The organism is Streptomyces sp. DT224 (assembly GCF_049844595.1).
Taxonomy (GTDB): Bacteria; Actinomycetota; Actinomycetes; order Streptomycetales; family Streptomycetaceae; genus Streptomyces.
Window position 1 is genome coordinate 257,087 of record NZ_JBNCLI010000012.1, and the last position, 23,374, is coordinate 280,460.

14 protein-coding genes are annotated in these 23,374 nt (G+C 71.9%); 4 read left to right on the forward strand and 10 right to left on the reverse strand.

Annotated elements, in window-relative coordinates; translation table 11 throughout:
• Positions 1-2: 2 nt before the first annotated feature.
• The 4 genes from ACLQ2N_RS29175 to ACLQ2N_RS29190 all read right to left on the reverse strand — a co-directional run bounded on the left by ACLQ2N_RS29175 (position 3) and on the right by ACLQ2N_RS29190 (position 9,839).
• A complete protein-coding gene (locus ACLQ2N_RS29175) occupies positions 3-3,632 on the reverse strand; it encodes an AAA domain-containing protein (protein ID WP_425817572.1) in 3,630 nt (1,209 codons plus the stop codon).
• Positions 3,607-7,671 carry a hypothetical protein gene (locus ACLQ2N_RS29180; protein WP_425817574.1) on the reverse strand — a complete coding sequence of 1,355 codons (4,065 nt, stop codon included), beginning with the start codon at positions 7,669-7,671 and terminating at the stop codon, positions 3,607-3,609. The genes ACLQ2N_RS29175 and ACLQ2N_RS29180 overlap by 26 nt, the downstream gene beginning before the upstream one ends.
• A gap of 3 nt (positions 7,672-7,674) precedes the next feature.
• Complete coding sequence (locus ACLQ2N_RS29185; protein ID WP_425817699.1) at positions 7,675-9,150, reverse strand: esterase/lipase family protein; 1,476 nt, start codon at positions 9,148-9,150, stop codon at positions 7,675-7,677.
• A gap of 185 nt (positions 9,151-9,335) precedes the next feature.
• Positions 9,336-9,839: a hypothetical protein gene (locus ACLQ2N_RS29190; protein WP_425817576.1), complete on the reverse strand. Its 504-nt coding sequence runs from the start codon at positions 9,837-9,839 to the stop codon at positions 9,336-9,338.
• 622 nt (positions 9,840-10,461) lie between these two features.
• Here ACLQ2N_RS29190 and ACLQ2N_RS29195 point away from each other — a divergent pair.
• Together ACLQ2N_RS29195 and ACLQ2N_RS29200 are read left to right on the forward strand one after the other, a co-directional pair.
• A complete protein-coding gene (locus tag ACLQ2N_RS29195; protein WP_425817701.1) occupies positions 10,462-11,631 on the forward strand; it encodes a type III PLP-dependent enzyme in 1,170 nt (389 codons plus the stop codon).
• Positions 11,628-12,134 carry a GNAT family N-acetyltransferase gene (locus ACLQ2N_RS29200; RefSeq protein WP_425817578.1) on the forward strand — a complete coding sequence of 169 codons (507 nt, stop codon included), beginning with the start codon at positions 11,628-11,630 and terminating at the stop codon, positions 12,132-12,134. The genes ACLQ2N_RS29195 and ACLQ2N_RS29200 overlap by 4 nt, the downstream gene beginning before the upstream one ends.
• A gap of 7 nt (positions 12,135-12,141) precedes the next feature.
• Here the strand turns inward: ACLQ2N_RS29200 and ACLQ2N_RS29205 are convergent, their stop codons facing one another.
• The 6 genes from ACLQ2N_RS29205 to ACLQ2N_RS29230 all read right to left on the reverse strand — a co-directional run bounded on the left by ACLQ2N_RS29205 (position 12,142) and on the right by ACLQ2N_RS29230 (position 20,007).
• A complete protein-coding gene (locus ACLQ2N_RS29205; RefSeq protein WP_425817580.1) occupies positions 12,142-13,482 on the reverse strand; it encodes a glutamine synthetase in 1,341 nt (446 codons plus the stop codon).
• A gap of 88 nt (positions 13,483-13,570) precedes the next feature.
• Positions 13,571-14,623 carry a 3-oxoacyl-ACP synthase III family protein gene (locus ACLQ2N_RS29210; protein WP_425817582.1) on the reverse strand — a complete coding sequence of 351 codons (1,053 nt, stop codon included), beginning with the start codon at positions 14,621-14,623 and terminating at the stop codon, positions 13,571-13,573.
• Between the two features lie 161 nt (positions 14,624-14,784).
• Entirely contained in the window at positions 14,785-15,576 is a 792-nt protein-coding gene (locus ACLQ2N_RS29215) for an ABC transporter ATP-binding protein (RefSeq protein ID WP_425817584.1), read from the reverse strand.
• The gene (locus ACLQ2N_RS29220) at positions 15,573-17,438 is read right to left on the reverse strand and encodes a dipeptide/oligopeptide/nickel ABC transporter permease/ATP-binding protein (protein ID WP_425817586.1); all 1,866 of its coding nucleotides are present in this window, start codon (positions 17,436-17,438) and stop codon (positions 15,573-15,575) included. The genes ACLQ2N_RS29215 and ACLQ2N_RS29220 overlap by 4 nt, the downstream gene beginning before the upstream one ends.
• Positions 17,439-17,440: 2 nt before the next feature.
• Positions 17,441-18,409 carry an ABC transporter permease gene (locus ACLQ2N_RS29225; RefSeq protein ID WP_425817588.1) on the reverse strand — a complete coding sequence of 323 codons (969 nt, stop codon included), beginning with the start codon at positions 18,407-18,409 and terminating at the stop codon, positions 17,441-17,443.
• 14 nt (positions 18,410-18,423) lie between these two features.
• The gene (locus tag ACLQ2N_RS29230) at positions 18,424-20,007 is read right to left on the reverse strand and encodes an ABC transporter substrate-binding protein (protein WP_425817590.1); all 1,584 of its coding nucleotides are present in this window, start codon (positions 20,005-20,007) and stop codon (positions 18,424-18,426) included.
• A 508-nt stretch (positions 20,008-20,515) separates the two neighbouring features.
• On the opposite strand from ACLQ2N_RS29230, the gene ACLQ2N_RS29235 reads away from it, so the two are divergent.
• Together ACLQ2N_RS29235 and ACLQ2N_RS29240 are read left to right on the forward strand one after the other, a co-directional pair.
• Positions 20,516-20,842: a DUF5132 domain-containing protein gene (locus ACLQ2N_RS29235; protein ID WP_425817592.1), complete on the forward strand. Its 327-nt coding sequence runs from the start codon at positions 20,516-20,518 to the stop codon at positions 20,840-20,842.
• 212 nt (positions 20,843-21,054) lie between these two features.
• On the forward strand, positions 21,055-23,334 hold the full coding sequence (locus ACLQ2N_RS29240) for an ATP-binding cassette domain-containing protein (RefSeq protein WP_425817594.1): 2,280 nt from the start codon (positions 21,055-21,057) through the stop codon (positions 23,332-23,334).
• The last annotated feature ends 40 nt before the right edge of the window (positions 23,335-23,374 follow it).

The window sequence follows — 23,374 nt, forward strand, 5'->3', positions numbered from 1 at the left end:
GCTCACTTCCACTCATCGGCGGGGACGATCCGGCCGTACCGCTTCACGGTGTCGGTCACCAGCCGCCAGTCCGAGCCGCCGTGCTCGGAGAAGTGGCTCAGGCTGCCGACCATGACGAGGAGGCGGCGTGCCCGTGACATCAGCACGTTGATCACTTCGGCCTGGCCAACGTGGCCGACGTTCTGCAGGACGTTGCCCCGCACGTTGGACCGGACCAGCGAGACGACCACGCGCTGTGCCTCACGGCCTTGGAAGGAGTGGACGGTGTGCACCCGGCCGCGCAGTGAGCCGCGCTGCTTGAGCAGGGCAACCTGGGCGGCGTACGGGGTGAGGACCGCGAGGCTGTCGGCGGCATCCAGTTCGGAGACTCCTGACGGTTCCGGCCTCATGTCGGTGACGAGCCGGTCCACCAAGTCGACCTCGCCGGTATTAATCCAGTAGCCCTCGTCGGCGCAGCCGGTCTGCCCGGTGGTGTCGATCCAGACCAGCGGAGAGCCCTTCAGGAACGGGGGGTTGGTGACGCCGTGCGGCTCGTTGGCGGTTTCGTGTGTGGTGAGGAAGCTGACCGGCAGGCCCAGTTCACGGTCCTGCTCCGGCGGCTCCTTGGGGTAGAAGGCGCGGCTCGCGGGTTCGGCAATGACGCGGTGCATGCGGAACTGCCTCTCCAGGCTGCCGAGCGGGGGGACCCGCCTGCTCTGCGCCGGCCTTGGCGGCTGGGGGCGGAACAGCTCGCCGAAGAGTTCGAGGACCTTCAGATAGCTGTCGCGGGCGTCGTAATGCCGCTTGACGTCGGGGTCGCCGTGTCCGGCAAGGCTCGTCAGGAACGCCCTCAGGTCGCCCTCACGGTGCGGGCCCAGCTGCCGGTGGTCGCCGATGAGCGTCCAGCGCACCCCGAGCACCAGGGGAGTGACGACTTCCGTCGGCCATGCCTTGGCCGCCTCCTCCAGCAGGACCCAGTCGAACAGGTCGGAGGGGTCGCGGACCGTGTCGGTGACGGTAGCCGCCATAGAGCAGGTGGCGAGTACGACGTTGGCCCCGGCCTTGATCCGGTCGGAGATCTCCACCTGGTTGGCCTCAATCTGCTCCAGCCACTGCCGTGCGAGGGCGGCCTCGTTCGGCTTCATGCCTGCGGTGCCCTGCGTGCCGACCAGCTTCCGTTTGATACCGCGTACGACCTCGCGGGTCAGCTCAGGCAGGGTGTGCTTGTGCAGCTGCTCGTCGACCTTGTCGATGCCCCGGGCCTCGGACATCTCCCGCAGCAGCAGGATCTGTCCCTTGCCGATGCCGTCGGCGAGCTCCTCCGCCAGCCGGATGCCGAGGTTGTCCAGGGCGTAGTTCGACTGGGCGCTGACCAGGACGCGTGCGCCCTTCTCCATCGTCAGATAGCGGCTTACGGCGCGGGTGGCCACGGTGGTCTTGCCGGTGCCCGGCGGGCCTTGAAGGGCATAGAAGGGGTGCATCGCCAGCATGTCCCGAATAACGTCGGGGGCGTTGCCCGCCAGGGTCCCGTCGTCGATGTCGTTGTAACGCCCCCGCCCGAGGTCGATGGAGAGAGGCTCGCGGAGGGCACGGATGAGTCCGGGCAGGTTTCCCAGAGAGTGCCGGGCCCGGGCCTGCCGACCGAGCTGGATGTCGGTTCCGGCATCGGTGGAGGGACGCACCCAACCGGATGCCGGGACCGGTCCTCCGCCGATCTTCCGCACCTCGATCGAGTGGGCGTCGAGTCGCTTGAGAAACTGCAGTTGGACCGGGTTGCGGCCGAAGTACGGCCGCTCCGAATAGTCGAGTTTGACGAAGTCCCCCTCGTCCACGGACAGATCCGCCACGAAGTCACCGAGGAGAGGGCGGCGGCGGGAGTCCGACGTGTAGGCGGTGAGCAGCGGATTGCGGTGCAGCCGCTCGTCGTCGCGGGCTTGGGCGTACGTCAGCGCGGCGATGTTCGAGTTCGTTTGGGCCTTCGTTGCGTCGCTTGGCTCCTCTACACGGACGAATGGGTACTTGCGGGCGTTGAGCTCCACGGTCTGGTAGTCAATCAGAAAGTCGAGGGCGGTGAGGAATGCCTCGTCATTGTGGTCCTTGCTCCGTGCGCCCACGGATACTGACTCAGTGAGCCGGGCCCATGATGGTCGGCCGGTGCGGTGGTGGGAGATGTCCTGGCGGGCCTTGTAGGCGACCAGGTCGATCCGCGACAGTCGGCGCCGAGGGTAGGCGTTGACGAGTTCCTGGGCGTAGTCGCGGTCGCGGAGGTACTTGATGACCAGGGTGTCGTCGAAGATACGCTGGTCGCCCTTCGGGCCGAAGTCGTCGTAAAGGTAGGCGCAGAACCACACGGCGCTCTCACCGATGAGAACCCACTCCGCCTCGCGCAGCTTCTCCTCCTGGCCTGTGGCGTAGCCGAAGGCGCCGTTGGGCGACCTGACCAGTTCGGCCTGGCGTAGCTCCTTCTCGAAGAATGCCTTCAGCTCCTCGCGGCCAGCCGCGTCGTCGGGACTGCGAGAGACCCATTTGCGCTGCTTGTAGATCGTCTCGACGGACTCGTCGGGCATGAAGGCGACGAGGTGGGGGAGCTGACTCTCGTCCTTGTCCTCCCAGACACCGCAGACCGCTTCCCAGTCCCGTTCGATCCGGCGGGCGGCGTCGAACGAGGTGATGCGCGCTTCGGGGCGCAGCTCCAGCATGCTCCGCAGCAGTCGGGTCAGGGCGGCAGGAATCTCGGGCCGGTTGGCCAGGTGGGTCCGCATCGCGCGGTGCAGTTTGCCCAGCGCCTGGCGCAGACCGGACTCGTCGGCGCGGGCGACGCCCGCGTAGTTGTCTGGTAGGCACTCGCTGATCGGGCCGCAGAACAGCTCGAAGCCGAGGACGCCGAGCCCGAAGACGTCCGTGGTGTCCCAGTCGCGGCGCGAGGCCGGAATCGCGTCGAAGAGCGAGGGGTGGGTCTCGGGTGCCAAGTAGGAGAGGTGACGGGCTGGTTCGACGCCTTCTGGCGGCGTTAGGTAGAGCTTGCGGATGCTCTGCTGGGCAACGGTTCCCTGGGACTGGCTGCCCATGGAGCGGAGCAGGTTGCCGATGAGGGTGCTCATCTCGAAGCGTTCGAGGCCCAGGGCCATGTGCTGGGAGGCCACGTCGTAGCCCGTCTTGACCCGCAGTGCGCCGAGGGTGAGGTTGCGGTGCAGGATGCCTGAGCCGTGCAACTGGCTGAGCCCGTCGACGAGGACGCTGAACTGTTCGAAGGCGACGATCCGGTGCTCCTTCGCCCAAGCGACGGCCCAGTCGATGTTCAGCGGCCTGCCGTTGTCCTGGGTCGTGGTGAAGGCGATGCCCTCGGTCGCGTCGAAACTGCCATCGCTGATCTGCGGCAGGGCTGTGTGGTTGAGCGCCTGGAGCCGCAGCAGGCTGCGCACCTCGTGCTCCCAGAGTTCTCCCGCGAATTCGTGGATGCCGTCGAAGAGCGACATCTCGAACGTCTCGTATTCGTCGCCGGGCGTCTGCATCCGCACCCGCACCAGCCGGTTCTCCAGCACGATGACGGGTTCCGAGATCCTCTTGTACGGGCCGTAGGAGGCCCCGGGCCGACAGAAGAGCCGGTCCACCAGTTGGGCGTACCAGCTACTGTCCTTGGCTGGTGCGGACATCACGGCCCCCTTCCATCCGTCCTGCTGGCAGCCAGGACTCCATACGTACGACGAGGACGCCCTCGTCCGTTCCGATCGCGATCCGGCCGTCACCGAGGTCGGCCAGGCTGAGGCACTCGGTGTCTAGCCTGAGGGTGTACAAGGGCTTCCGGTCGACGGGGCGTGGGCGGCCGATGGGGGTCGCGGGGCCGGTCGGGTCCGCGGGGTCCCAGAACCGGACAGTGCAGTCGTTGCCGTCGCCGCAGGAGGCGATGAGGCGCCGCCCGTCGCTCGTGGTGAATTCGATGACGTCGGTGACCCAGTTCGCATGGGCCCTCAGCGGCGTTCCGTACGGGCGGCCCGTCGCCTCGACGGTGAGCACGATCTGCTCGCTCCTGCCATACGTGGCGCGCAGCGCCACGCCGTTCGGCCCGCGCATCGGGGTGGTTCCAGGAGGCGGTCCGGTGGGGTGGTGGCCAGGGGGCACGTCGACGGGCTCCCCGGTAAGTGCGTTGAAGGCGTTAAGGGCGCCGCGGTCGTGCTCGGTGATCAGTACGGTGCGGCCGTTGGGCCCCGTGGCGGTGGTGAGCCGCACGGTCCTGCCCAGGTGTGTGTCGGCGGTCGTGCGGGTGCCGGTGGGGGAGGTCCATGGTCCGGGATGCGGGTTCCACACGGTGACCGCGCCGTTGTCGGCGGCGGTGGCCAGCAGGGTGTCGCCGCCCGGCACCGCGAATGCAGTGATGGCCAGGCCCGTCGCTGCCCGGCCGCCGAGGCCGGGGCTGCCCTGGCTGTCCTCAGCCGTGGCGCCCTGCGACGGTGCACCGGCCATCCCTTCGGGCACACCGGTCAGCGCGTCCCAGAGGCGGACCGCTCCGTCCCCAGCGGCGGCCAGCAGCGGACCGCGGCCGTGTGCTGCGGTGAGGACGGCCAGCCCGTACACGGGGCTGTCGGAGTCGAACGCGACGACGGGTTCGCCGGTGGTGGGGTCCCACACCTGGACGCGGCCGTCGTCCCATCCGCCGGCCAGCAGCGTGCCGCGGCCGTTGCGGGGGTCGAACGCAACCACGGCCCGTGGAATCGCGCCGTCGCGGCGCACGGGCTCGCCCCGGCGGCGGCGGTCGTCGACGGCCCAGACCCGGATGCCGCCGCTTGCCGCAGCGGCGAGCAGCGTGGCCCCGTCGGCGTCGCGGAAGGTTGTGAGAGCCCAGATCGGTCCGTTGTCATCGCCGGGGAACCGGTGGCGCACCTGGCCGGTCAGCGGGTCGAGGAGGCAGATCCCACCGCCGAAGTCCCCGACCGCCAGCAGGGCACCCGTCGAGGCCTCGCCCGCTCGGCCTGTGACCCTGCAGCCGTGCAGGGACTGCGGCCACATGCCTTTGCCGATGGAGCCGACGAGGCGGGGACGGTGCGCGGACAGGTCCCAGATCCGCACGCGCTTGTCGTGGCCGGCGGTGCCCAGCAGGGGGGTGCCCGGCAGTGCGGTGACCGAGGTCACCGGCCCGTGCGAGGAGGCTGCCGCGGTCGTGGCGGAGTACCCGTGCGCCGGGTCCCAGACGTGCAGTAGGCCGCTGTCGTCGACGGCTGCGAGTAGAGTGCTCCCGGCAGGTCCTGCCACGGGAGTCAGGGAGCGGACCGCCACTCCCAGGCAGTCGAGGGTCAGCCTGGGCGGTCGGGGCCGCAGCCGGGACCAGCACACCTGCCAGCCCGCGCGCCGCATTGCCTCGTCGGGTTCTTCCCACACGGGTGCGCTCCCGGTCGCGCGGGCCGTACCGAGCTGCCGCAGGCCGACCCGGTCGGTCGGTTCGGCGCGCCGCATGAGGTGCGCGGCGTCCAGGACGCCCAGGGCGGCCGGGGGCAGGTCGACCGATGTGCCCAGCGCGTGGAGGACGTCGGTGGCGACGGCCGGTACCGACAGCCGGTCCAGCACGGTCGGCCGTTCGGCGAGGGCGGCCCACCCGTGGCTGCCGGCTGCGACCGCGTGACCGGAGAGGTGCCGTTCCAGATAGGGGTTGAGGGGCCGGTCGGCGCTCCTGCCGGCGAGCCTCACCAACGCGTCAGTGACCCGCAGTGCGCTCTCGGCGGTGTCGCTCGATCCGGCCCGGGTGAAGTACTCGGCGAAGGTGCGGTGTGCCAGGCGGTGGACGCTTTGGCCGTCCTCGCCGTCCAGCATGATGTAGGGCGCCGCCGCCTTGAGGACGTCGTCGATGTCGGCGGAGCCGACCCGGTCTGCGGGCCCGTCGCCGAGCGCCGAGGCGGCGGTGGCCCAGATCCGGTCCGCTCGGGGCAGCCCTCTGCCCTGGGTATGCGCGAGGGCCTCGATCAACCGGGGGGCGCAGGCGTGCCGGGCACCGAGTCGGCGGAGTGCGGCCGCGAACAGGGTGCGGTGGTCGCCGCGCAGCAGATCGGCGAGTTCGCCGACGCGATCGGCGGTCAGCAGACCGGGGTCGGCTTGGATCTCGTGGACGGCGAGGTCAGCGTATAGGAAGTCCCGGTCCGCGTACTCGTCGCCGACGATCAGCACGGCGGCGCGCCGCACGGCATCCCGGAACGTCTCCGGCCCGCCGGTGAAGGCAGCCCGTGCCTGCTCGAGGCCCTGTGTGACGAACTCGGACAGGGCCTGGGCATCGCGGCGTAACCACTGCACGTGGACGTGCTCCTCGCCCTCGCCGAGAGCCTCGAGAAGATCCCGGTCGGTACTCGGCGGGCGGTCGGGGCCCTCGTAGGAGGACGGGCGGGAGCCAACGACGATGCGCACACCGTCCAGCGTGCCGAGTTCGTGCAGCAGGACGGCGACGAGTGCGGGTTCTTGCGCTTCGTCCAGGGCGTCCGCGAGAAGCGTGTACGTCCGGTCGGGGCGTGATGCCGAACGCAGGGCACGAATAAGGGCGTTGGAGCGTTCGGCGGGATACAGGGCGTCCGGACTCATCTCGACGGACAGGGCCTCGGCGAGGCGGGTGGTGACGTCGTGAGTGGTGGCACCGGTCAGATGGAGCGTGGCGTCGAACGCCGGCAGTTCGGGGGCGCCTTCGTGTTCCCGGCCCGCAATCCCGGCCCGGGACAGCACCGGCAGCAGCTCACCGAGGCCGGTGTCGGCGTGCAGCAGGATGTTGCCCAGCAGCGCGGACTTGCCGCACCCGGCACGGCCGGTGACGACGAGGAGGCCCGAGCGGTGTTCCGCGAGCCATCCGGCGATGGCGTCCTGGTCTGCCTCACGTCCGACGAAGCACCAGGACAGCTCCCCCGAATCCGAGCCGAGCCCCTTGCGAACGAGGTGCGCGCGCTCGGCTTTGGGCAGGGCGTCGACCGCCTCGTGGAGCCGGGTGTGGTTCTCCACCGAGGCGGTGACCGGGAAGGCGGTGCGTCGGCGCAGCGGCGGGAGGCCGCCGAGGTTGAGGGCGAAGACGGACAGGGTGCGCGCCTCGTCGAGGTACTGCGCCAGTCCGCTAACGGGGATCTCCGTGTCGTGGTCCGAGTACCGGTTGGTGAGGATGTCCGTGAGGGTGCGCCGGAACGTGCCTAGGTGCCCAATCCCTTCGTCGCGTCCCGAGCCGACGAGCAGCAGGCCGCTGGCGCTCCTCGCCGCGCCGAGCTCGGCGAGGGCACGCTCGACGAACCCCTCGGCGCCGCACGCCTCGACGACGATGATGTCCCACTTGTCGTAGTACGACCGTAGCCGCCGTGCCTTGACGACTTGCTTGGCGAAGGCTGCAGCGGAGAGCTCAGTGTCGTCCGCGGCCGCGGCGTGTCCCCGCACGTAGAGCGAGGCGTCCTCCGCGTTCGACGTGCCGTGTCCGATCCAGAGCAGCACGCCGCCCCGGACCTCGGACGGGTAGGCCCAATCCCGCAGCCGCAGGTCGACCTGGGTGAGGTCGCGTTCCGCGGGCTTCACGTGCCAGGGGACGGGAACGCCGCCGAACTGGGCGAGCAGCTCACCGATCGCCTCGGCCTCCTGGTCGGCGTCGAAGTTCTCCTGCCGTACGTAGTCTCCGAGCGCCACGGCGTAGACGTCGAAGCCTTCCTCGTCCGGCTGTTCCTCGGAGCCCGTGTCCTCCCCCCACACCGGTCAGCCGCCGAAGTCCGGGTCCTCGGCGCTGACCAGGATCAGCCGGGTGACCGGTTCGCTGCCACCGGACACCTTGATCCGGTACAAACCGGGTTTCCGGAGCCGGCAGCGGACGCGCAGTGCGTCGGAGGTGTCGCGGCGCGGCGGCAGCCGCGGTGTGTCGACGACGCGGTCGGTGTCGCCGGTGTCCTGAATCTGGCAGGTCATCCGGCGAGGGTCGTCGTCACCGGTGACCACGATCTCGAACTCCTCCTGCACGGACACGAGATCGGGCGTCTCCAGCCCCGTCATGCCGTGTCCGAGGCGTTGTCCCAGATCCTCGAGACGGCGCAGCCCCGTCAGCAGCCCGCGCGCGCGGTCGATCGCGCTGCCGCAGGTGGCCAGTGCGCCGTGTTGCTGGGCGTGGGTTCCGCCCTCATCGGTGCCGGCGATGTGTCCGGCGTAGCGGTAGACGGTGCCGTCACCGCCGCAGTCATCCGTAAGCGGCCGTCCGATTGCGTCCCTCATCACCGAGTTGTCCGCGTGCCGTTGGAAGATATACGGCTGGGGAATGACGGCCCCGTCCTTCAGCCGCATGCTCTGCATGGTGTGCTGGTCGATGCCGACGGCCATCACGTGGTCCGGGATGCGTACGGACTGCAGCGACGCCGAACGGTCGAGGGAAGCCTCGGCGAGCTCGCGGTCACCGCCGAGGCGGGAAATGTCGGCGGACGTCGGCACGACCATGTCGTCATCGGTCTCGAGACACCGGTAGGAGGGCAGCAGATCGTGCAGCCCGGGAAGGGTGCGGGCCAGGTCGCGCAGCTGCCGGTGGGGCAGCGGGACGGGGGCCCCGTGCCCGGAGTTGAGGATTGCCGCCGCCTTGACCGCACCGTGGAAGGGAGTGCCGAGGGTGAGCGTCGCCCGGACGCAGTCCATCGCACCGGAGATCCGGGCCAGTTCCCGGACGAGCAAGCCGCCCATGGAGTGGGCGACGAGCACCACCTCGGCCGGCCGGCCGTCCCGGTCACGGCGCTGGGCCTCTCGGTGCGCGGGGTGTTCCGTCCACGCCTGCAGGTGCCGGTCGATCTCATCGGCCAGCAGCCGGGCGTTGTACGCGACCGGGAGCCGCCAGTCGTACGCGAACTCGCAGATTGCGGCCCGGTCGGCAACGGCGGGCAAGATCCCGCGCACTAGATTGGTGTATGGCTCGAATCCCCCGAGGAGGGGCGACCAGGAGGCGAATTTCAGCAGTCGGCTGGCGGTGATCCGGCCCGTTCGCCCGGCCCGTTCGTCCTCAGTGACGGCGAGCGTCGCCATCCCGGTCTTGTGGTGCCAGCGGGCGGAGTAAGCGAGCGCTGTCCGCATGCCCCACAGCACACGTCCGGTGTCCGTCTCGATCAGCTCGCTGCCCATGATCCCGGGGATGATCACTACAGCGTCCTGCGTCACGGCATGCCCGACACCGGGTGGGTTGATGGGATCTAAGCGCTCCATGAAGCGCAAGTCTACGGTGAGACCTGCCTGTTTCGTGGCCCATCGCTCAATTGCGCAGAACCATGCCGCCCCGCCTGTTCCGTCACGCGCACGCCGCAGCCCCGAGCCGGAGGGACACACTCTCGGGTACCACGATCAGGAAGCCGGAACGCCGGAGATCCTCCGCCGATGGACCCACCGCGCGCTCATGGCGAGCGATGCCCGCAACTCGTTGCGTCCATTGTGCGCCACGCCGCTTCCTGCTTCGAACCGCTCTCCCAGGCCAGGGCGAGCATGCGCTCCGTCCTGCCGTGCTTCTGCGGAACAGCCAGTGACACCGCCACCGCGATGGTGTCGACGTTCGCGGCCAGGACCTGGCCCTGGGAGGTACGCGAAGCGGTGGACCGCACGAGCGAGGTGCGCCGGTCCAGTACCGCATGCAGCACCGGCCCGCGACTCGTGGTGGCGGGAGACAGGACAGCCCAGTCGCCTGTGGTGGGCGATCCCGGCCCGGCGCCGCCGGGGATCTCCGCATGGAGGACTCCGGCGTCGCTGACCGCTTCGCACGCGCCGTGTTCGGCGTGCACGACGCAGGTCGGGATCAGTCCGGCCTCGCGATAGGGGGAGAAGGCGTGACCCCACGCCTCGTCCCAGCCGTAATCCGCGAGGGAGTACGGCTGGGCATGGTGGTGGTGCGAGAATTGAGACAACGTAAAGACCCTTGAACAAGGGGCCCGTGCAGGAGCGCGAAGCTCAGATCAGACCGGGGCCCGGGACGTGAGGATGGTCCGGAGGGCGCTGCGTGCGGCAACGGTCTCTACGGCAGTCATCGATCTCACCTCCCGCTTCGTCCGGCGTCGACCCAGTTGTCTCTGCGCCATGCGCACTAACACGGCTCAGAGACGCCGGTGTGTACCCAGCCGGGGGAGCACGGCCTCGGCCGTGCTCCCGCGCTCGACGATGGCCGAGACCGTCAAGATCGGGGATGCGCGTACCAGAGCCGTTCGGGTGGTCCTGCCCCGCGGGCACCGAGGCACCGCTGCCCGGTGCGCTGCGGCGGCCTCGGGCCCCGCAAGCGGTGTCGTACGCGGCGACCGCCTCCGACACCGGACAGGCGCGGCCCCACATCTCCCTAGAGTTGTGGCGAGGAGGGAAGCCGGGGGCACCCCAGCCGGTCCGCGCCGCCTCCTTCATCTCACGGCTGCCAGAGGGAACTTGGCGCCGGTCGTCCACCGAATCGGGAGTTCGTACGTGACGCCTCAGTGCTCCGACACGCGTCAGATCGCCACGCAGCGCCGGGCGGGCGACCGGGGGAGAGCCGGCGGGCACACCCTGGCCGAGCCATCCGCGCTGCGTGCCGCGCTCGCCGCCGCGTCCGAGGACACCCTGGTGTACGACCTGGACGGCATCGGGCGTCAGTACGCCGCCGTGCGCGCCGAACTGCCGGACGCAGAGGTCCGGTTCGCCATGAAGGCGTGCCCGGTGGACGAAGTGCTCGGCCATCTCGCCCGGCTCGGGTCCGGCTTCGACGCGGCCGGTCCGCAGGAGATCGTGCAGGCGCTGCGCACCGGAGTGGGGCCCGGGCTGATCCACTACGGCAACACCGTCAAATCCGACCGCAACATCGCCGAGGCGTACCGGCTGGGTGTACGCGACTTCGCCACCGACAGCCGCGAGGACGTGGCGGCGATCGCGCGTCACGCGCCCGGTGCACGGGTGTTCTGCCGGGTATCCACCACCGGGAGCGGTGCGCTGTGGGGGCTCAGCCACAAGTTCGGATGCTCGCCCGAGGACGCCCTGCGCGTGCTCGGAGCGGCCCGGTCCGCCGGCCTCGTGCCGTCCGGGCTGTCGGTGCACGTCGGCTCCCAGCAGATGACGGCGGAGGCATGGGGCGAGGCGATCGAGACGCTGGCTGACTTGCTGGGCACGCTCAACCGGCGAGGCATCGTGCCGGACCGGATCAACCTCGGCGGAGGGCTGCCGGCGCTCGGTGTGCTCGACCGGTACGGGCGGCCGCTGGAACCGCCGATGGACAAGATCTTCCGGGTGATCCGCGACGGCATGGAACGTCTGCGGGCCGTCAACGCGGGGCCGCTGCGCTTCCTGCTGGAGCCCGGCCGGCACCTGGTCGCCGATCACGGCGCGATCCGGGCCCACGTCGCCAGACTCACCTCCCGTCAACGGCTCGACGGCACCCGTGAGGACTGGCTGTATCTCAGTTGCGGCAAGTTCAACGGCCTCTACGAAATGGACCAGTTGCGGTACCGGCTGGAGTTTCCGTCCCATGCCGACGGCCGGTTCGTCGAGGCCGTGGTGGCAGGGCCGACCTGCGACAGCGACGACGCGTACGCGCGCGAGGGTGGCCCCGTCCGCGTGCCGTACGCGGTTACCTCCGGGGACCCGGTCTGGATCCACTCCTGCGGCGCGTACGCCATGGCGTACACCACCCGGGGCTTCAACGGCTTCGCACCCCTGCCGTACACCTGCGTCGGTGGCGCATGACGGACTCGGGGATGATCCGGCTGCTGCGGGAAGAGGACTGGGGCGAGGTGGTCGCGTGGGAGCAACGGGCCTACTCGGCAAGCGGCTTGTCCGAGGGCGAGGAGGCGCTGCGGTCCCGGCACCGCGCCTCGCCGTCGACCTGCTTCGTGCTGGAGTACGAGGGCGCCTTCGGCGGCTACCTGCTCGCCCTGCCGTACCCGCTCGGCCGCTGCCCGGATCTGAGCCTGCCCGAACAAGGAGGGCCGGCGGCGACCAATCTGCATCTGCACGACCTGGTGATCGCAGAGCGGGTGCGCGGCCGCGGCCTGGCTCCCCGGGTGCTACGGCACCTGGAGGAAGCCGGGCGGGCGGCCGGATACCGGACCCTCTCGCTGGTCGCCGTGCACGGCACGCAGGGCATGTGGGCCGCGCTGGGCTACCGCGCCCGGCCCGGCACCCCGCTGCCCGCGAGCTACGGCCCGGACGCGGTCTACATGGTGCGAGAGCTGGGCGTTTCGCACTGACGCGCCGTCAGTACTGCCAGCGCGTCGCCTCGATCACCTCCGCGTCCGAGCGCCCGGCGAACAGCTCCGCCTCCGCCCGCCGCACCGCCAGCACCGCCTCGTACAGCTCGCGGCCGAGCGCCTGTCGCAGCAGCGCGGACTTCTCGAACGCGTCGGCCGCCTCCGACAGGCTGACGGGAAGGCGCTCGGCGGAGGCCGCCGCGGCCGGGTCGCCCCGGGTCTCGGGAGGGAGGGGCAGTCCGGCGTCGAGGCCGGCGAGGCCGGCGGCCAGCACACCGCCCACCGCGAGATACGGGTTGGCGGCGGCGTCGAAGCACTTGAACTCGGCGTTCGCCTGCCCGGCGGCGGACCCCGTGACCAGGCGCAGCGCCGCCTCGCGGTTCTCCAGCCCCCAGCACCGGTACGCCCCGGCGAAGTGGGCGGGGACCAGGCGCAGATAGGAGGCGACGCCGGGCGCCCCGAGGGCGAGCAGCGCGGGCAGTTCCGCCAGTGCGCCCGCGAGGAAGTGCTCCGCCTCGGGGTGCAGCCCGTGCGGCCCCGAGCCGCCGTGGCCGAGGTTGCGGCCGTTGCGCCAGAGGCTGAGATGGAGGTGGCCGCCGTTGCCGAGCGCGCCCTCGGCGAAGACGGGGGCGTACGAGACGCGCAGGCCGTGCCGGGCGGAGACGGCCCGGATCGTGTGGCGGACCAGCATCGTCGTGTCGGCCGCCTCGACCGGTCCCTCGGCGGCCACGGAGACCTCGAACTGCCCGGCGGCGTACTCCGGGTGGAGCTGCGCCACGGTGAGCCCCTGCTCGGTGAGGGCTCGCAGCACGTCCCGGAGGTAGTCCGAGTGCTCGATGAAGCGGGTCATGCCGTATCCGGGCCCGGTCGTCGCCGGACCTCCGGCGGCGTCGGCCACCGCCCACTCGACCTCGATCCCCGCGCGCAACGTCAGTCCGCGCCGCTCGACGGCCTCCGTGGCCCGGCGGGCGAAGCCGCGCTGGCAGCCGGGGTACGGAGCGCCGTCCTGGGAGTAGCGATCGGCCGGGGCCCAGGCCCAGCCGGGCTGGGCCGCGAGAGGGGTGAGCCGGTCGAGATCCGGGACGAGGCGCAGGTCGCCCACCGCACCCGTACTGGAGGGTGCGGAGGTGAACGAGTCGTCCACCAGGGCGACATCGAAGCAGGGCGGGGCGCCGACTCCGAACTCGGCGGCGTGTACGAGCTGGCTGAGGGGCACCGACTTCACCCGGGTGAGACCGGCGTTGTCGACCCAGCCGAACACCACCCCGCCGATGCCGTCGGTGGCGAGCTGGACTTCGGCCGCCCGGGCCTGGGCGGCCCGGTCGGCCCCGGAGCGCGTGATGATCATGCGTCCATGCTGACGTTCGCGGCAGACGGTGCGCCACGGTACGGCAGGCAGTTCACTCGTCCGTGGAGACCCCGAACGACACGCTGACTCAGGCGTGACGCAGGCAGAGGCTGCCCCACTGGAAACCCGCGCCGATGCCGGAGAGCACGTAGACGTCCCCCGGTAGCAGGGCGCCCTCGGCCACCGAGGTGTGCAGCGCGGTGAACACGCCCGCCGAACCGGTGTTGCCCAGCCGGTCGATGGTGACGGTGGCGCGGTCGGCGGGGACGTCGAGGGCGCTCAGGGTCTCGTTGAGGATGTTCAGGTTGGCCTGGTGCAGGAAGAAGTGCCGGACCTGGTCGACCGGCACGCCGGCCCGGTGCGCGGCGCTGCGGATGCTCTCGGGGAGCCGGGTCGTCGCGGTGTCCCACACGGCACGCCCGTCCATGTGCAGGTAGTGCTCCCCGGCGGCGACGGTGGCGGTGCTCGCCGGAAGCCGGGAGCCGCCGGCGGGGATCTGGACGTCGTACGAGAGCTGGGAGCCCAGGTCGTAGGAGAGCAGACCGGCTCCGGGCGTCTCGCTTCGGGTGAGGACGACGGCCGCCGCGGCGTCCCCGAAGAAGACGCGCGTGGTGCGGTCGGCGGGGTCGGTGATCCTGGACGCGCAGTCGGCCGCGAGGAGCAGGATCGTGCCGATGGAGGGATTCTGAAGGAGGTGTGCGGCGATCAGCATGGCCTGGATGCCGGAGGCGCACGCGGCCTGGGTGACGTCCAGCGACAGGGCGCGGTGGGAGCCGAGGGCGTCCTTGACGATCAGCGCGGTCGACACGAGCGGCTGGTCGCCCGTGTAGCTGGCCACGATGACCGCGTCCACCTCGTGCGGCTCCACCCCGGCCGCCTCCAACGCCGGACGCGCGGCGGCGACGCACATGTCCGAGGTCGCCAAGTGCGGCGCCAGGCACCGGCGTTCGCGGATGCCGGTCCGGCTCGTGATCCACTCGTCGCTCGTGTCCAGGGTGCGCGTCAGCTCCTGGTTGGTGACGACCGCCGGCGGGAGGTGCATCCCGGTCCCGGCGACGGTGAACGGCACGGACAGGCCGGCACCGGTCTGATGGGGCCGGCGCTGATGGGGCAGAGTCTGGCCGGGCGCGAGAACTCCCATATTCCGTACCTTTCGAAAGCGGTTCGAGAAAGGCCCCGTCGCATTCCGAAGCCGCCGCATCGTCTCACGGAAAACCCGCGGGAAAAGTGCGCGGTAATCCGTGAGCGTGAGGAATCGAGCGGCGGCTTGACAGCGGAATGACTGAAATGCATTCCTGGCGGTCACGCGTTCATTTCCCCGGGCAGCTGAGTGCGCAGGGACGGTACGGAGTCGAGGAGCGTGCGGGTGTACGGGTGGGCCGGTGCGCTCAAAAGCGTTCGGGTGGGGGCGGTCTCCACGATGCGGCCGTGCCGCATGACCGCTACCACATCGGAGACATGGCAGACCGCCGGCAGGTTGTGGCCGATGAACAGCATGGACAGACCGAGCTCCCGCTGAAGCCGGCCGACCGTGTTCAGGACGGATGCCTGCACCGACACGTCGAGCGCCGAGGTGATCTCGTCGGCGATCAGCAGGTCCGGCTCGACGGCCAGCGCACGGGCCAGGGCCACCCGCTGCCGCTGCCCCCCGGACAGCTGCCGGGGCAGCCGGTCGGCGAGCCCCGGGTCCAGGCCGACCAGGTCCAGCAGCTCGGCGACGCGCTCCGCACGCCCCGCCCGGCCGAGCCGGCGGAACACCGTGGCTGCCTCGGCCAGCGTCTGACGGGCGGTCATACGGGGATCGAGCGCGGTGTCCGGGTCCTGGAGCACCACCTGCACCCGGCGGGCCAGGCGGCGCCGGTCCCGGACGGTGCGGGTGCGGACCTCCTCCCCGTCGACCAGGATCCGGCCGGCCCGCACCGGGACCAGCCCGACGATCGCGCCCGCCAGCGTGGACTTCCCGGAGCCCGACTCCCCGACGAGGCCCAGCGTCGTACCGGGCGCGATCTCCAGCGAGACCCCGTCCACGGCGGCGAAGGCGCCACCGGGGCCGGTGCGCCGGACGGTGACGCCGTCCACCCGGAGCGCCGTCATGACGCGGTCACCGTCTCCGGGGCCGCCGGCACCGGCAGCGGGTACCAGCAGGCGACCCGGTGGCCGGAGCCCAGGTCGTCCCACGGCGGCGCCTGCTCGGCGCAGCGGTCCCGGCGGCGCGGACAGCGGGCCTCGAACGCGCAGCCCGGCGGGGGCGCGTGCGGATCGGGCGGGGCGCCCTCGACCGTCGGCAGCGGGCGGCCCCGGCCGGCGGTGAGGTCCGGGACCGACGCGACGAGCGCCCGGGTGTAGGGGTGCCGGGCGCCCGTGGCGAGCCGGCCGACGGGCAGGGCCTCGACGATGGTGCCCGCGTACATGACCAGCACCCGCTCGCAGAACTCGGCGACCAGCGCGACATCGTGGCTGATGAACAGGATCGCGGCGGAAGTGTCCCGCCGGATGTCCACGAGAAGCCGGGTGATCTGACGCTGCACGGTCACGTCGAGCGCGGTCGTCGGCTCGTCCGCGATGATCAGCCCCGGCCGCACCATCAGCCCGGCGGCGATCATGACCCGCTGGCGCTGGCCGCCGGAGAGCTCGTACGGGCGCGAGCGCAGCAGCGAAGGGGGGAGGGCGACGCGGCGCAGGGCCTCGGCGGCCTGGGCGGTGGCCTCGGCGCGGCTCGTCCCGCGATGGGCCCGGACCGCCTCGGTGAGCTGGGTGCCGATGCGCAGGGCCGGGTTGAGCGCGGACGCCGGGTTCTGGAAGATCACCGACAGGCCCGTCGCGAGATGCCGGTCCCGCTCCTTCCGGGTCAGCGCGCCGAGGTCGGTCCCGAGCAGGCGCAGCGTCCGCCGGGAGACCCGGGCGCCGTGAGGGAGCAGGTCGGCGACGGCGAGCGCGGTCAGTGACTTGCCCGACCCCGATTCGCCGACCAGCCCGACGATCTCGCCCCGCCCCAGCGACAGGCTCACCCCGCGCACCGGGCGGATCGGTCCGGCGGGGGTCGGCAGGTCGACGGTGAGGCCCTCGACCTGAAGGACCTGCCCGTCCTCGGCCGGGCCGCTCGGGGCGGAGCGCTGCGCCGGGATGCGCACCACCGGGCCCTGCCGGGCGGCGCCCCCGGCGAGGACCTCGCCCAGCAGCTGGAACGTCAAGGCCGCGTACACGAGCGCCAGGCCCGGGGCGAGCGCCGGAAGCGGCTCGGCGTAGATCCGGTCGAGCCCCTGGCTGAGCAGCTGCCCCCAGTCGTAGCCCGGAGGCTGGACGCCCAGGCCCAGGAAGCTCAGTCCGGAGAGCGCGACCAGGGCGGTACCCGCCGCCGTGGTGACGCTCAGGAGCAACGGCTCGGCGATGTTCGGCAGGACATGGCGCCACAGCAGCCGGAACCGGCTCAGCCCGAGGACCCGGGCGGCGGCCAGGTGGTCGGTGCCGGCGACGCCCGCCGCGAGCGTCTGGGCCAGCCGCGCGAACCCGGGCACGCTCGCGGCGGCGAGAGCCAGCACCGCCCCGGCCGTGCCCGCGCCGAACACCACCGCGAGGAACATCGCGACCAGGAGTGCCGGGAACGCGAGCAGCAGGTTGATCAGCCCGGCGGCCAGCCGGCGGGCGCGCGGGCCGACGACCGCCGTACAGGCCCCGAGGAGCACGCCTGCGGTCGCGCCGAGCAGCACGGACGCCAGCGCGAGCAGCAGCGAGGACCGGCCCGCCGCCAGGACGCGGGCCAGCAGATCCCGGCCGAGGCCGTCCGTACCGGCCCAGTGCGACGCCGAGGGCCCCTGCAGCACGGCCGAGGGGTCGGGACGGTCGGCCGCCGCGCCCCAGAACAGCGGGCCGGCCACGGCGAGTACGACGAGAGACGCCAGCATGACCCCGGTGATCCAGGCCATGGGGGAGCGCCGGAGACCGGTGGGAAGGGGCATGATCACATCTCCCGGATCGCCGAGCGCGGGTCGAGCAGGGCGAGCAGCACATCGACCAGGAGGCCGGCCAGCAGCACGGTGGCGCCGAGCACCAGGACCATGGCCTGCACCACCGGATAGTCCTGCGCGACCACGGACTGGGCCATCGCGGACCCGATGCCGGGCCAGGCGAACACCTTCTCGACCAGGACCGTGCCCGCGATCAGGGCGGGCAGCAGGCTCCCGGCGACGGTGAGCGCCGCGGACGCCATGTTCGGTGCCGCGTGCCGCAGATGGCGGCGTGCGGCGGACAGCCGTTTGCTCCGGGCGGTACGCAGATAGTCCTCGTCCAGCACCTTCAGCGCCTCCACCCTGACGATGCGAAGGAGTACGGCGGTGGGCGTGAGGGAGAGCGCGACGACGGGGAGCACGAGGGAGGCGACGCCCGCCGCACCGGCCACCGGGAACAGCTGGAGGCCGACGGCGAGCAGGGCGGTGAGCCCGGCGGCCAGCACGAAGTCCGGGACCCCGGTCAGACCGGCGGTGACCGTGGTGAACGCCAGCTCGGTGCGCGGTCGGCGGCCGTCGCGGGTGCGGACGGCGGCGAGCAGACCGCCGGGCAGGGCGATGGCGAGTGCGGTGAGGAAGGCGAGGCCGGCGATCTCCAGGGTGGCCGGCAGCCGGGTGCGGACCAGCTCCGCGACCGGCGCCCCGGTGACCAGTGAGGTCCCGAGGTCGCCGTGCAGCAGACCGCCGAGGTACTGCCGGTACTGGGCCAGGAACGGCATGTCCAGCCCGAGCGCGTGCCGCCGGGCGGCGACGAGGTCGGGCGCGGCGTCCACGCCGAGCGCGGCGCGCACCGGGTCGCCGGGGATGAGGCGGATCATCGCGAACGACGCGGTGAGGACGATGCCGAGGGAGAGCAGGAGCCGGATGCCGCGGCGGCCCAGGAACACCGTCCAGGGGTGCCGCAGCAGTGCGGGAAAGGTCATGGCGGGCCCCGGGATCACTGGTGGAGGCGGATGCTCGTGGGGACGAGCTGACCGCCGAACGTGGTGGTGAACGTGGTGCGGTGGCCGTACACGCCGCTGCGGCCCTCGGCGATCGGCAGCGCGTCGGCCGAGCGGAAGAGCGCGGCGGTGGCCCTGTTCCATGTGGCGCACCCTGTGGTGTCCGGCTCCCGGAGGGCCCGGGCGACCAGTGCGTCGTACTCGGGATCCGTCACCCCCGCGAAGTTCAGGCCCTCGGCGGGGGCGGGGCCCGAGAAGAAGGGGATGAATCCCGCCGGCAGGGCGAAGCCCGGCGTACTGCCGACCACCACGTCGAAGTCGGCCGTCGTGTACATCGCGTTGACCAGGGCGGGCAGGCTCTCGGTGACCAGCTCGACCTGCGCGCCGAGCGCCGTCCACTCCCGGGCCATCAGCTCGGCGACGGACGCCAGCGTGGGCCCGAGATCGGGGCTGGTGATCAGGCGGAGCCGGAGGGTTCGGCCGTCCTTGGCAGGCGGGCCGCCGGCCAAACGGGTCCAGCCCGCCTCCCGCAGCGCCTGCGCGGCGTCCAGCGCGGGCAGGTTGGCGTCGGCGAGGTCGGCATGGCAGACGGCCCCCTCGGCGCCGAAGTCCTGGGCGGGGCTGCCGGTGCCGCCCACGGCGACGTTGGCGAGCCCCCGGCGGTCGAGGGCGGAGACCAGGGCCCGGCGCACCGCGCGGTCGGCGAGGACCCGGCCCGGGCGCTGGTTGAAGAAGGTGAGCCCGACGACGGTCGCGACCTCGGAGACGGCCAGGCCGTGGCCGGTGAGCCGGGCGCGGTCGGGGCCGCTCACCCGCGCGACGTCGACGCCCCCGGTCAGCAGGAGGTTCGCCGCCGTGGACGTCTGGGGCACCACCGAGAGGACGATGCGCGCGGGCAGGCCGCGCTCGGCGGTCGTCGCGCCGGCCGGCCCCCAGCTGTAACCGTCGCGGACGGTGAACTCGTACGGCCCACCGGGGGTGTAGCGGGTCAGCACGTAGGGGCCGGTGCCCTGCGTGGCGCGGGCGAGCGAGCCGGGCCGGTCCAGGCCCGCGGGGCAGACGATCGGCAGCAGACCGATGGTGCGGACCAGGAAGGGGAACGGGGCGCCCGCCGACACCGACACCGTGCGCGTCCGGTCGTCGGCGCGCGCCGTGAAGGGGACGTTCGGCAGCACCGTACGGGCTCCGGCGAGCTGGTTGTCCGGGTCCGCCGCGTAGGTCAGCGACCGGGCGACCGCCGAGGCGGTGAGGACGGTGCCGTCGGAGCAGGTGACGCCCGCGCGGAGCGTGAACACGGCGCTGGTGGCCGTCGCCCGCCAGGAGGAGGCCAGGCCGGTGACCAGGCCGCCGTCGGGGGCGGGGTTCACCAGGGAGTCGTAGGCGTAGCGGGCCTGGGAGGCGCCGAAGGTGGAGTACGGGTCGAAGCTCGGCGTCTCGCTGGCCTCGGCGATCCGGACGGTGCCGCCGTCCACCAGGGGGGTGGTCGTCGAGGAGCGGGCGACGCCGCCGCAGCCGCTCAGCGCGAGGGCCGAGGCGGTGAGCGCGGCCGTCAGAGCGGCCGGCGGGGTGCGTCGGAGCATGGCGCCATGGTGCCACCGGAGCGTGGTGGTGATGATCCAACTTCCTTGCACAGGAAGCCTGTTCGAGTGCCCGGAATCGCCTGGCCGCCGGGCTGGGCGCGGCCGGGATCGACAGGTGCGGCCGAACCTGATTCACCCGAACGAGTCGGGGCGGCGGCGTCGGGGCGTGTGCCGGGCGGCATGTTTGGAAAAGGATAATCACATAATCATTCTCAAAGTGTGCTGGGGGCGTTCAATTCCGGACACGGGAAATAGCCACTCACACTCACACGAGTGAATCCGGGGGAATCCGTTTGGCCGAAGCGGGCGCTGTTCGACTACCGTGATCAAGGGATCGGACGGTGTGTTCCTGTCGTCCGGGAATTCGGGTTCCAGGGCCGTGCCGGTTTTTCCGGTCCGTTCCGGAATTCGAAACGGAATTACCTGTTTCCGCCCGGCGGTGCGCCGCTCCCATTCTCGTCGTACCCGGGTTCCCTGTCATACGTATGCGTGGAGAGGATGGAGCGTCATGCCGCCTGTAGTACCGCCGTTTCTCGTCGGGCTCATCGTCGCGCCGCTGGCCAAGCGTCTGCTGAAGCCACTGGTGGGTGGAGTCGTCAGAGCGTCCGTCGGAATCGCGATGGAGGTGAAGAAGGCGGCCCACGAGGCCGGGGAGAACATCCACGACCTCGCGGCCGAGGTCGCCGCCGACGTGGTCGCCGCCCAGATCGCCGCCGGCGACACCGAGGGCCACTCGGTGCCCGGTCAGCACACGACCGAAACCGGTGTCAAGGGGGACCGGAGGACCCCGAAGATCCGCGCGACCGCCGAGAGCGCCGCCGGAAAGACGCACTGACGGGTCTGTGCGACCCGCGGCCGCCACCGGGCGAGCCCGCCGATCGACTACGGCGGAGCGCGCCAGGGTGGCGGCCGTTCTCGGGCCGCCCCGCCCGCGCACCCCTCCGGTGTCGCCGTCGGCCCGCTCCGAATCTCATTCCCGTTCCGTCGCCCCGATCCGTCGACTCCGTGACGGCCTTCCGCGACCTCCGCAAACAGGTGAACGTACACATGCCATCGCTACTGGGAGCCGCATCCGGATTCCGCTCCATGGAACCGGCCGCGAGCCCTCGCTCGGTCACACCGGGCCGCCAGCGCTGGGACGTCGGGCTCGTCGTCGGACGCCCCCGGACGGCCGAGATCCTCGCCGCCGCGCTGCGCCACATCCCCGGGATCACCGAGGCCCAGGCCAGCCCGGTCACCGGCGGGGTGCTCGTCCGGCACGACGCACGGCTGCGCGCCGCCGACGTCGGCCGGATCATCGGCCGCACCGTCGCAAGGCTCGCCCGGGAAGCGGCCGGCACGGCACGAGCGGAGACGGACCGGTCCGTGCCGGCCCCCCGGGTGGACCGCGGCCTCGTCGTACGGCCGGTGCTCGCCGTCGGCGGCGGGGTCGCGGCCGGCACCGCGCTGGTCAAGGGCTCGGCGCTGACCAGGCAACTCGTGGCCGTCGGCGGAGTGGCCGCGGCGACCGCGGTGGTCCTGCGGAAGGCGTGGCGCAAAACGGCCGACGCGGCTGGACCCGAAGCCGAACGGCACCCCCTGCTGGACATCGTCGGACCGCACCGCCCCCGGCTCTACCGGGCCGCCGCCCTGTCCGTCGCCTGCCAGGTCGCGGAGATGGCGCTCGGCACCTTCCTCGGATGGACCGGCCTGGTGCTCATCAAGGGCGAGGCGGCACCGCTGGCGCGCCTCGGCCTGGCCACGGCGTCCGCCCAGCTCTGGGGCCTGGCAGGGCTGGTGGCCGCCGCATGCGCCGCCGTCGCTGGACTCTCGTACGCCTCGAACCTCCAATGGCGCCGGCTCGGCCAGGACGTCGAGCACGACTGGCGGGGACGCACCTACCGGCATGTCCAGCACCTCGAACTGGGGCAGCTGGAGGGCGAGCGGACCAGCAGGGTGGCCGGCACCCTCACCGACGATGTCGGCCAGCTCGGCGCCTTCTTCGCGGGACCGGCCAACGACGTGCTGCAACTCGGCACGAGCCTGGTCCTGCTCGTACCGGCGTTCCTCCTGCTGGCACCCCAGATCGCCTGGATCGCCTTCCTCCCGATCCCGGTCATCGCCTGGCTTTCCCTGCGCCACCGGGAGAAGGCCGCGACGGACTACGCCGCCACCGGCGAACACCGCGCCAGGCTGGGCAGCCAGGTGATCAACTCGCTCGAAGCCGGCGCCACCGTCAAGAGCTTCTGCACCGAGGCGTACGAGGCCGACCGCGTCGACCGGCTGAGCGACGCGGTCCAGGAGAGCAGCCACCGCACCGACCGCGGCACCCTCCGCCACGGCGAGACCGTCCGGGCCTGCACCACCGCGTCGATGGCCGGCACCCTGCTCATCGGGGGCCGTGCGGTCCTCGACGGCACCCTCCGCTTCGAGGTGTTCAGTCCCCTGATCGGGCTCCCGCAGATGCTGCTCATGCGGATGAGCAGGCTCGGCGACATCGCCGACCAGTACCAGCGGACCCTCGCCTCCCACGAACGGGTCCAGCGGCTGCGGGAGCTGCCCGTCGAGTCCGACCGCGGGGACGAGACGCTCGACCTCTCCTCCGTACGCGGCGAGATCGTCCTGGAGGAGGTCACCTTCGCCTACCCCGGCCGCCCGGCGACCCTGGACAACCTCTCGCTGACCGTCCCGGCCGGGCGGGTCACCGCCCTGGTCGGCGCCACCGGCTCCGGCAAGACGACGATCGCCAAACTGCTCATGCGCTTCCAGGACGCCGAGTCCGGCCGGGTCCTGCTCGACGGCCGGGACGTCCGCGACCTGCGGCGGCACGACCTGCGCCAGGCCGTCGGCTTCGTCGCCCAGGACCCGTTCCTCTTCGACGGCAGCATCGCCGACAACATCCGCTACGGCAGCTTCCACGCCTCCGACGAGGCCGTCGTCCGGGCCGCCGCCATGGCCGAGGCCCACACCTTCGTCACGACCCTGCCGAACGGGTACGACACCCTCATCGGTGAACGCGGCGCCGCGCTCTCCGGCGGCCAGCGGCAGCGGATCGCCCTGGCCCGCGCGATTCTCAAGGACTCGCCCGTCGTCGTCCTCGACGAGGCGACCTCCGCCGTGGACAACGAGACGGAGGCCGCCATCCAGCGGACGCTGCACAGCTTCGCGGCCGACCGGACCATGATCGTCATCGCCCACCGCCTCTCCACGGTCCGCCACGCCGACCGCATCTACGTCCTGGACAAGGGCGGCATCGTCGCCGAGCAGGGCACCCACGACGAACTCCTCGCCCAACACGGGCTCTACGCATCCCTCTGGCAGCTCCAGGCCGGCGAACTCGCCGCCTGACCGCAGGACCGTCCCACCGCCCGGCCGCGTGACGCCACCG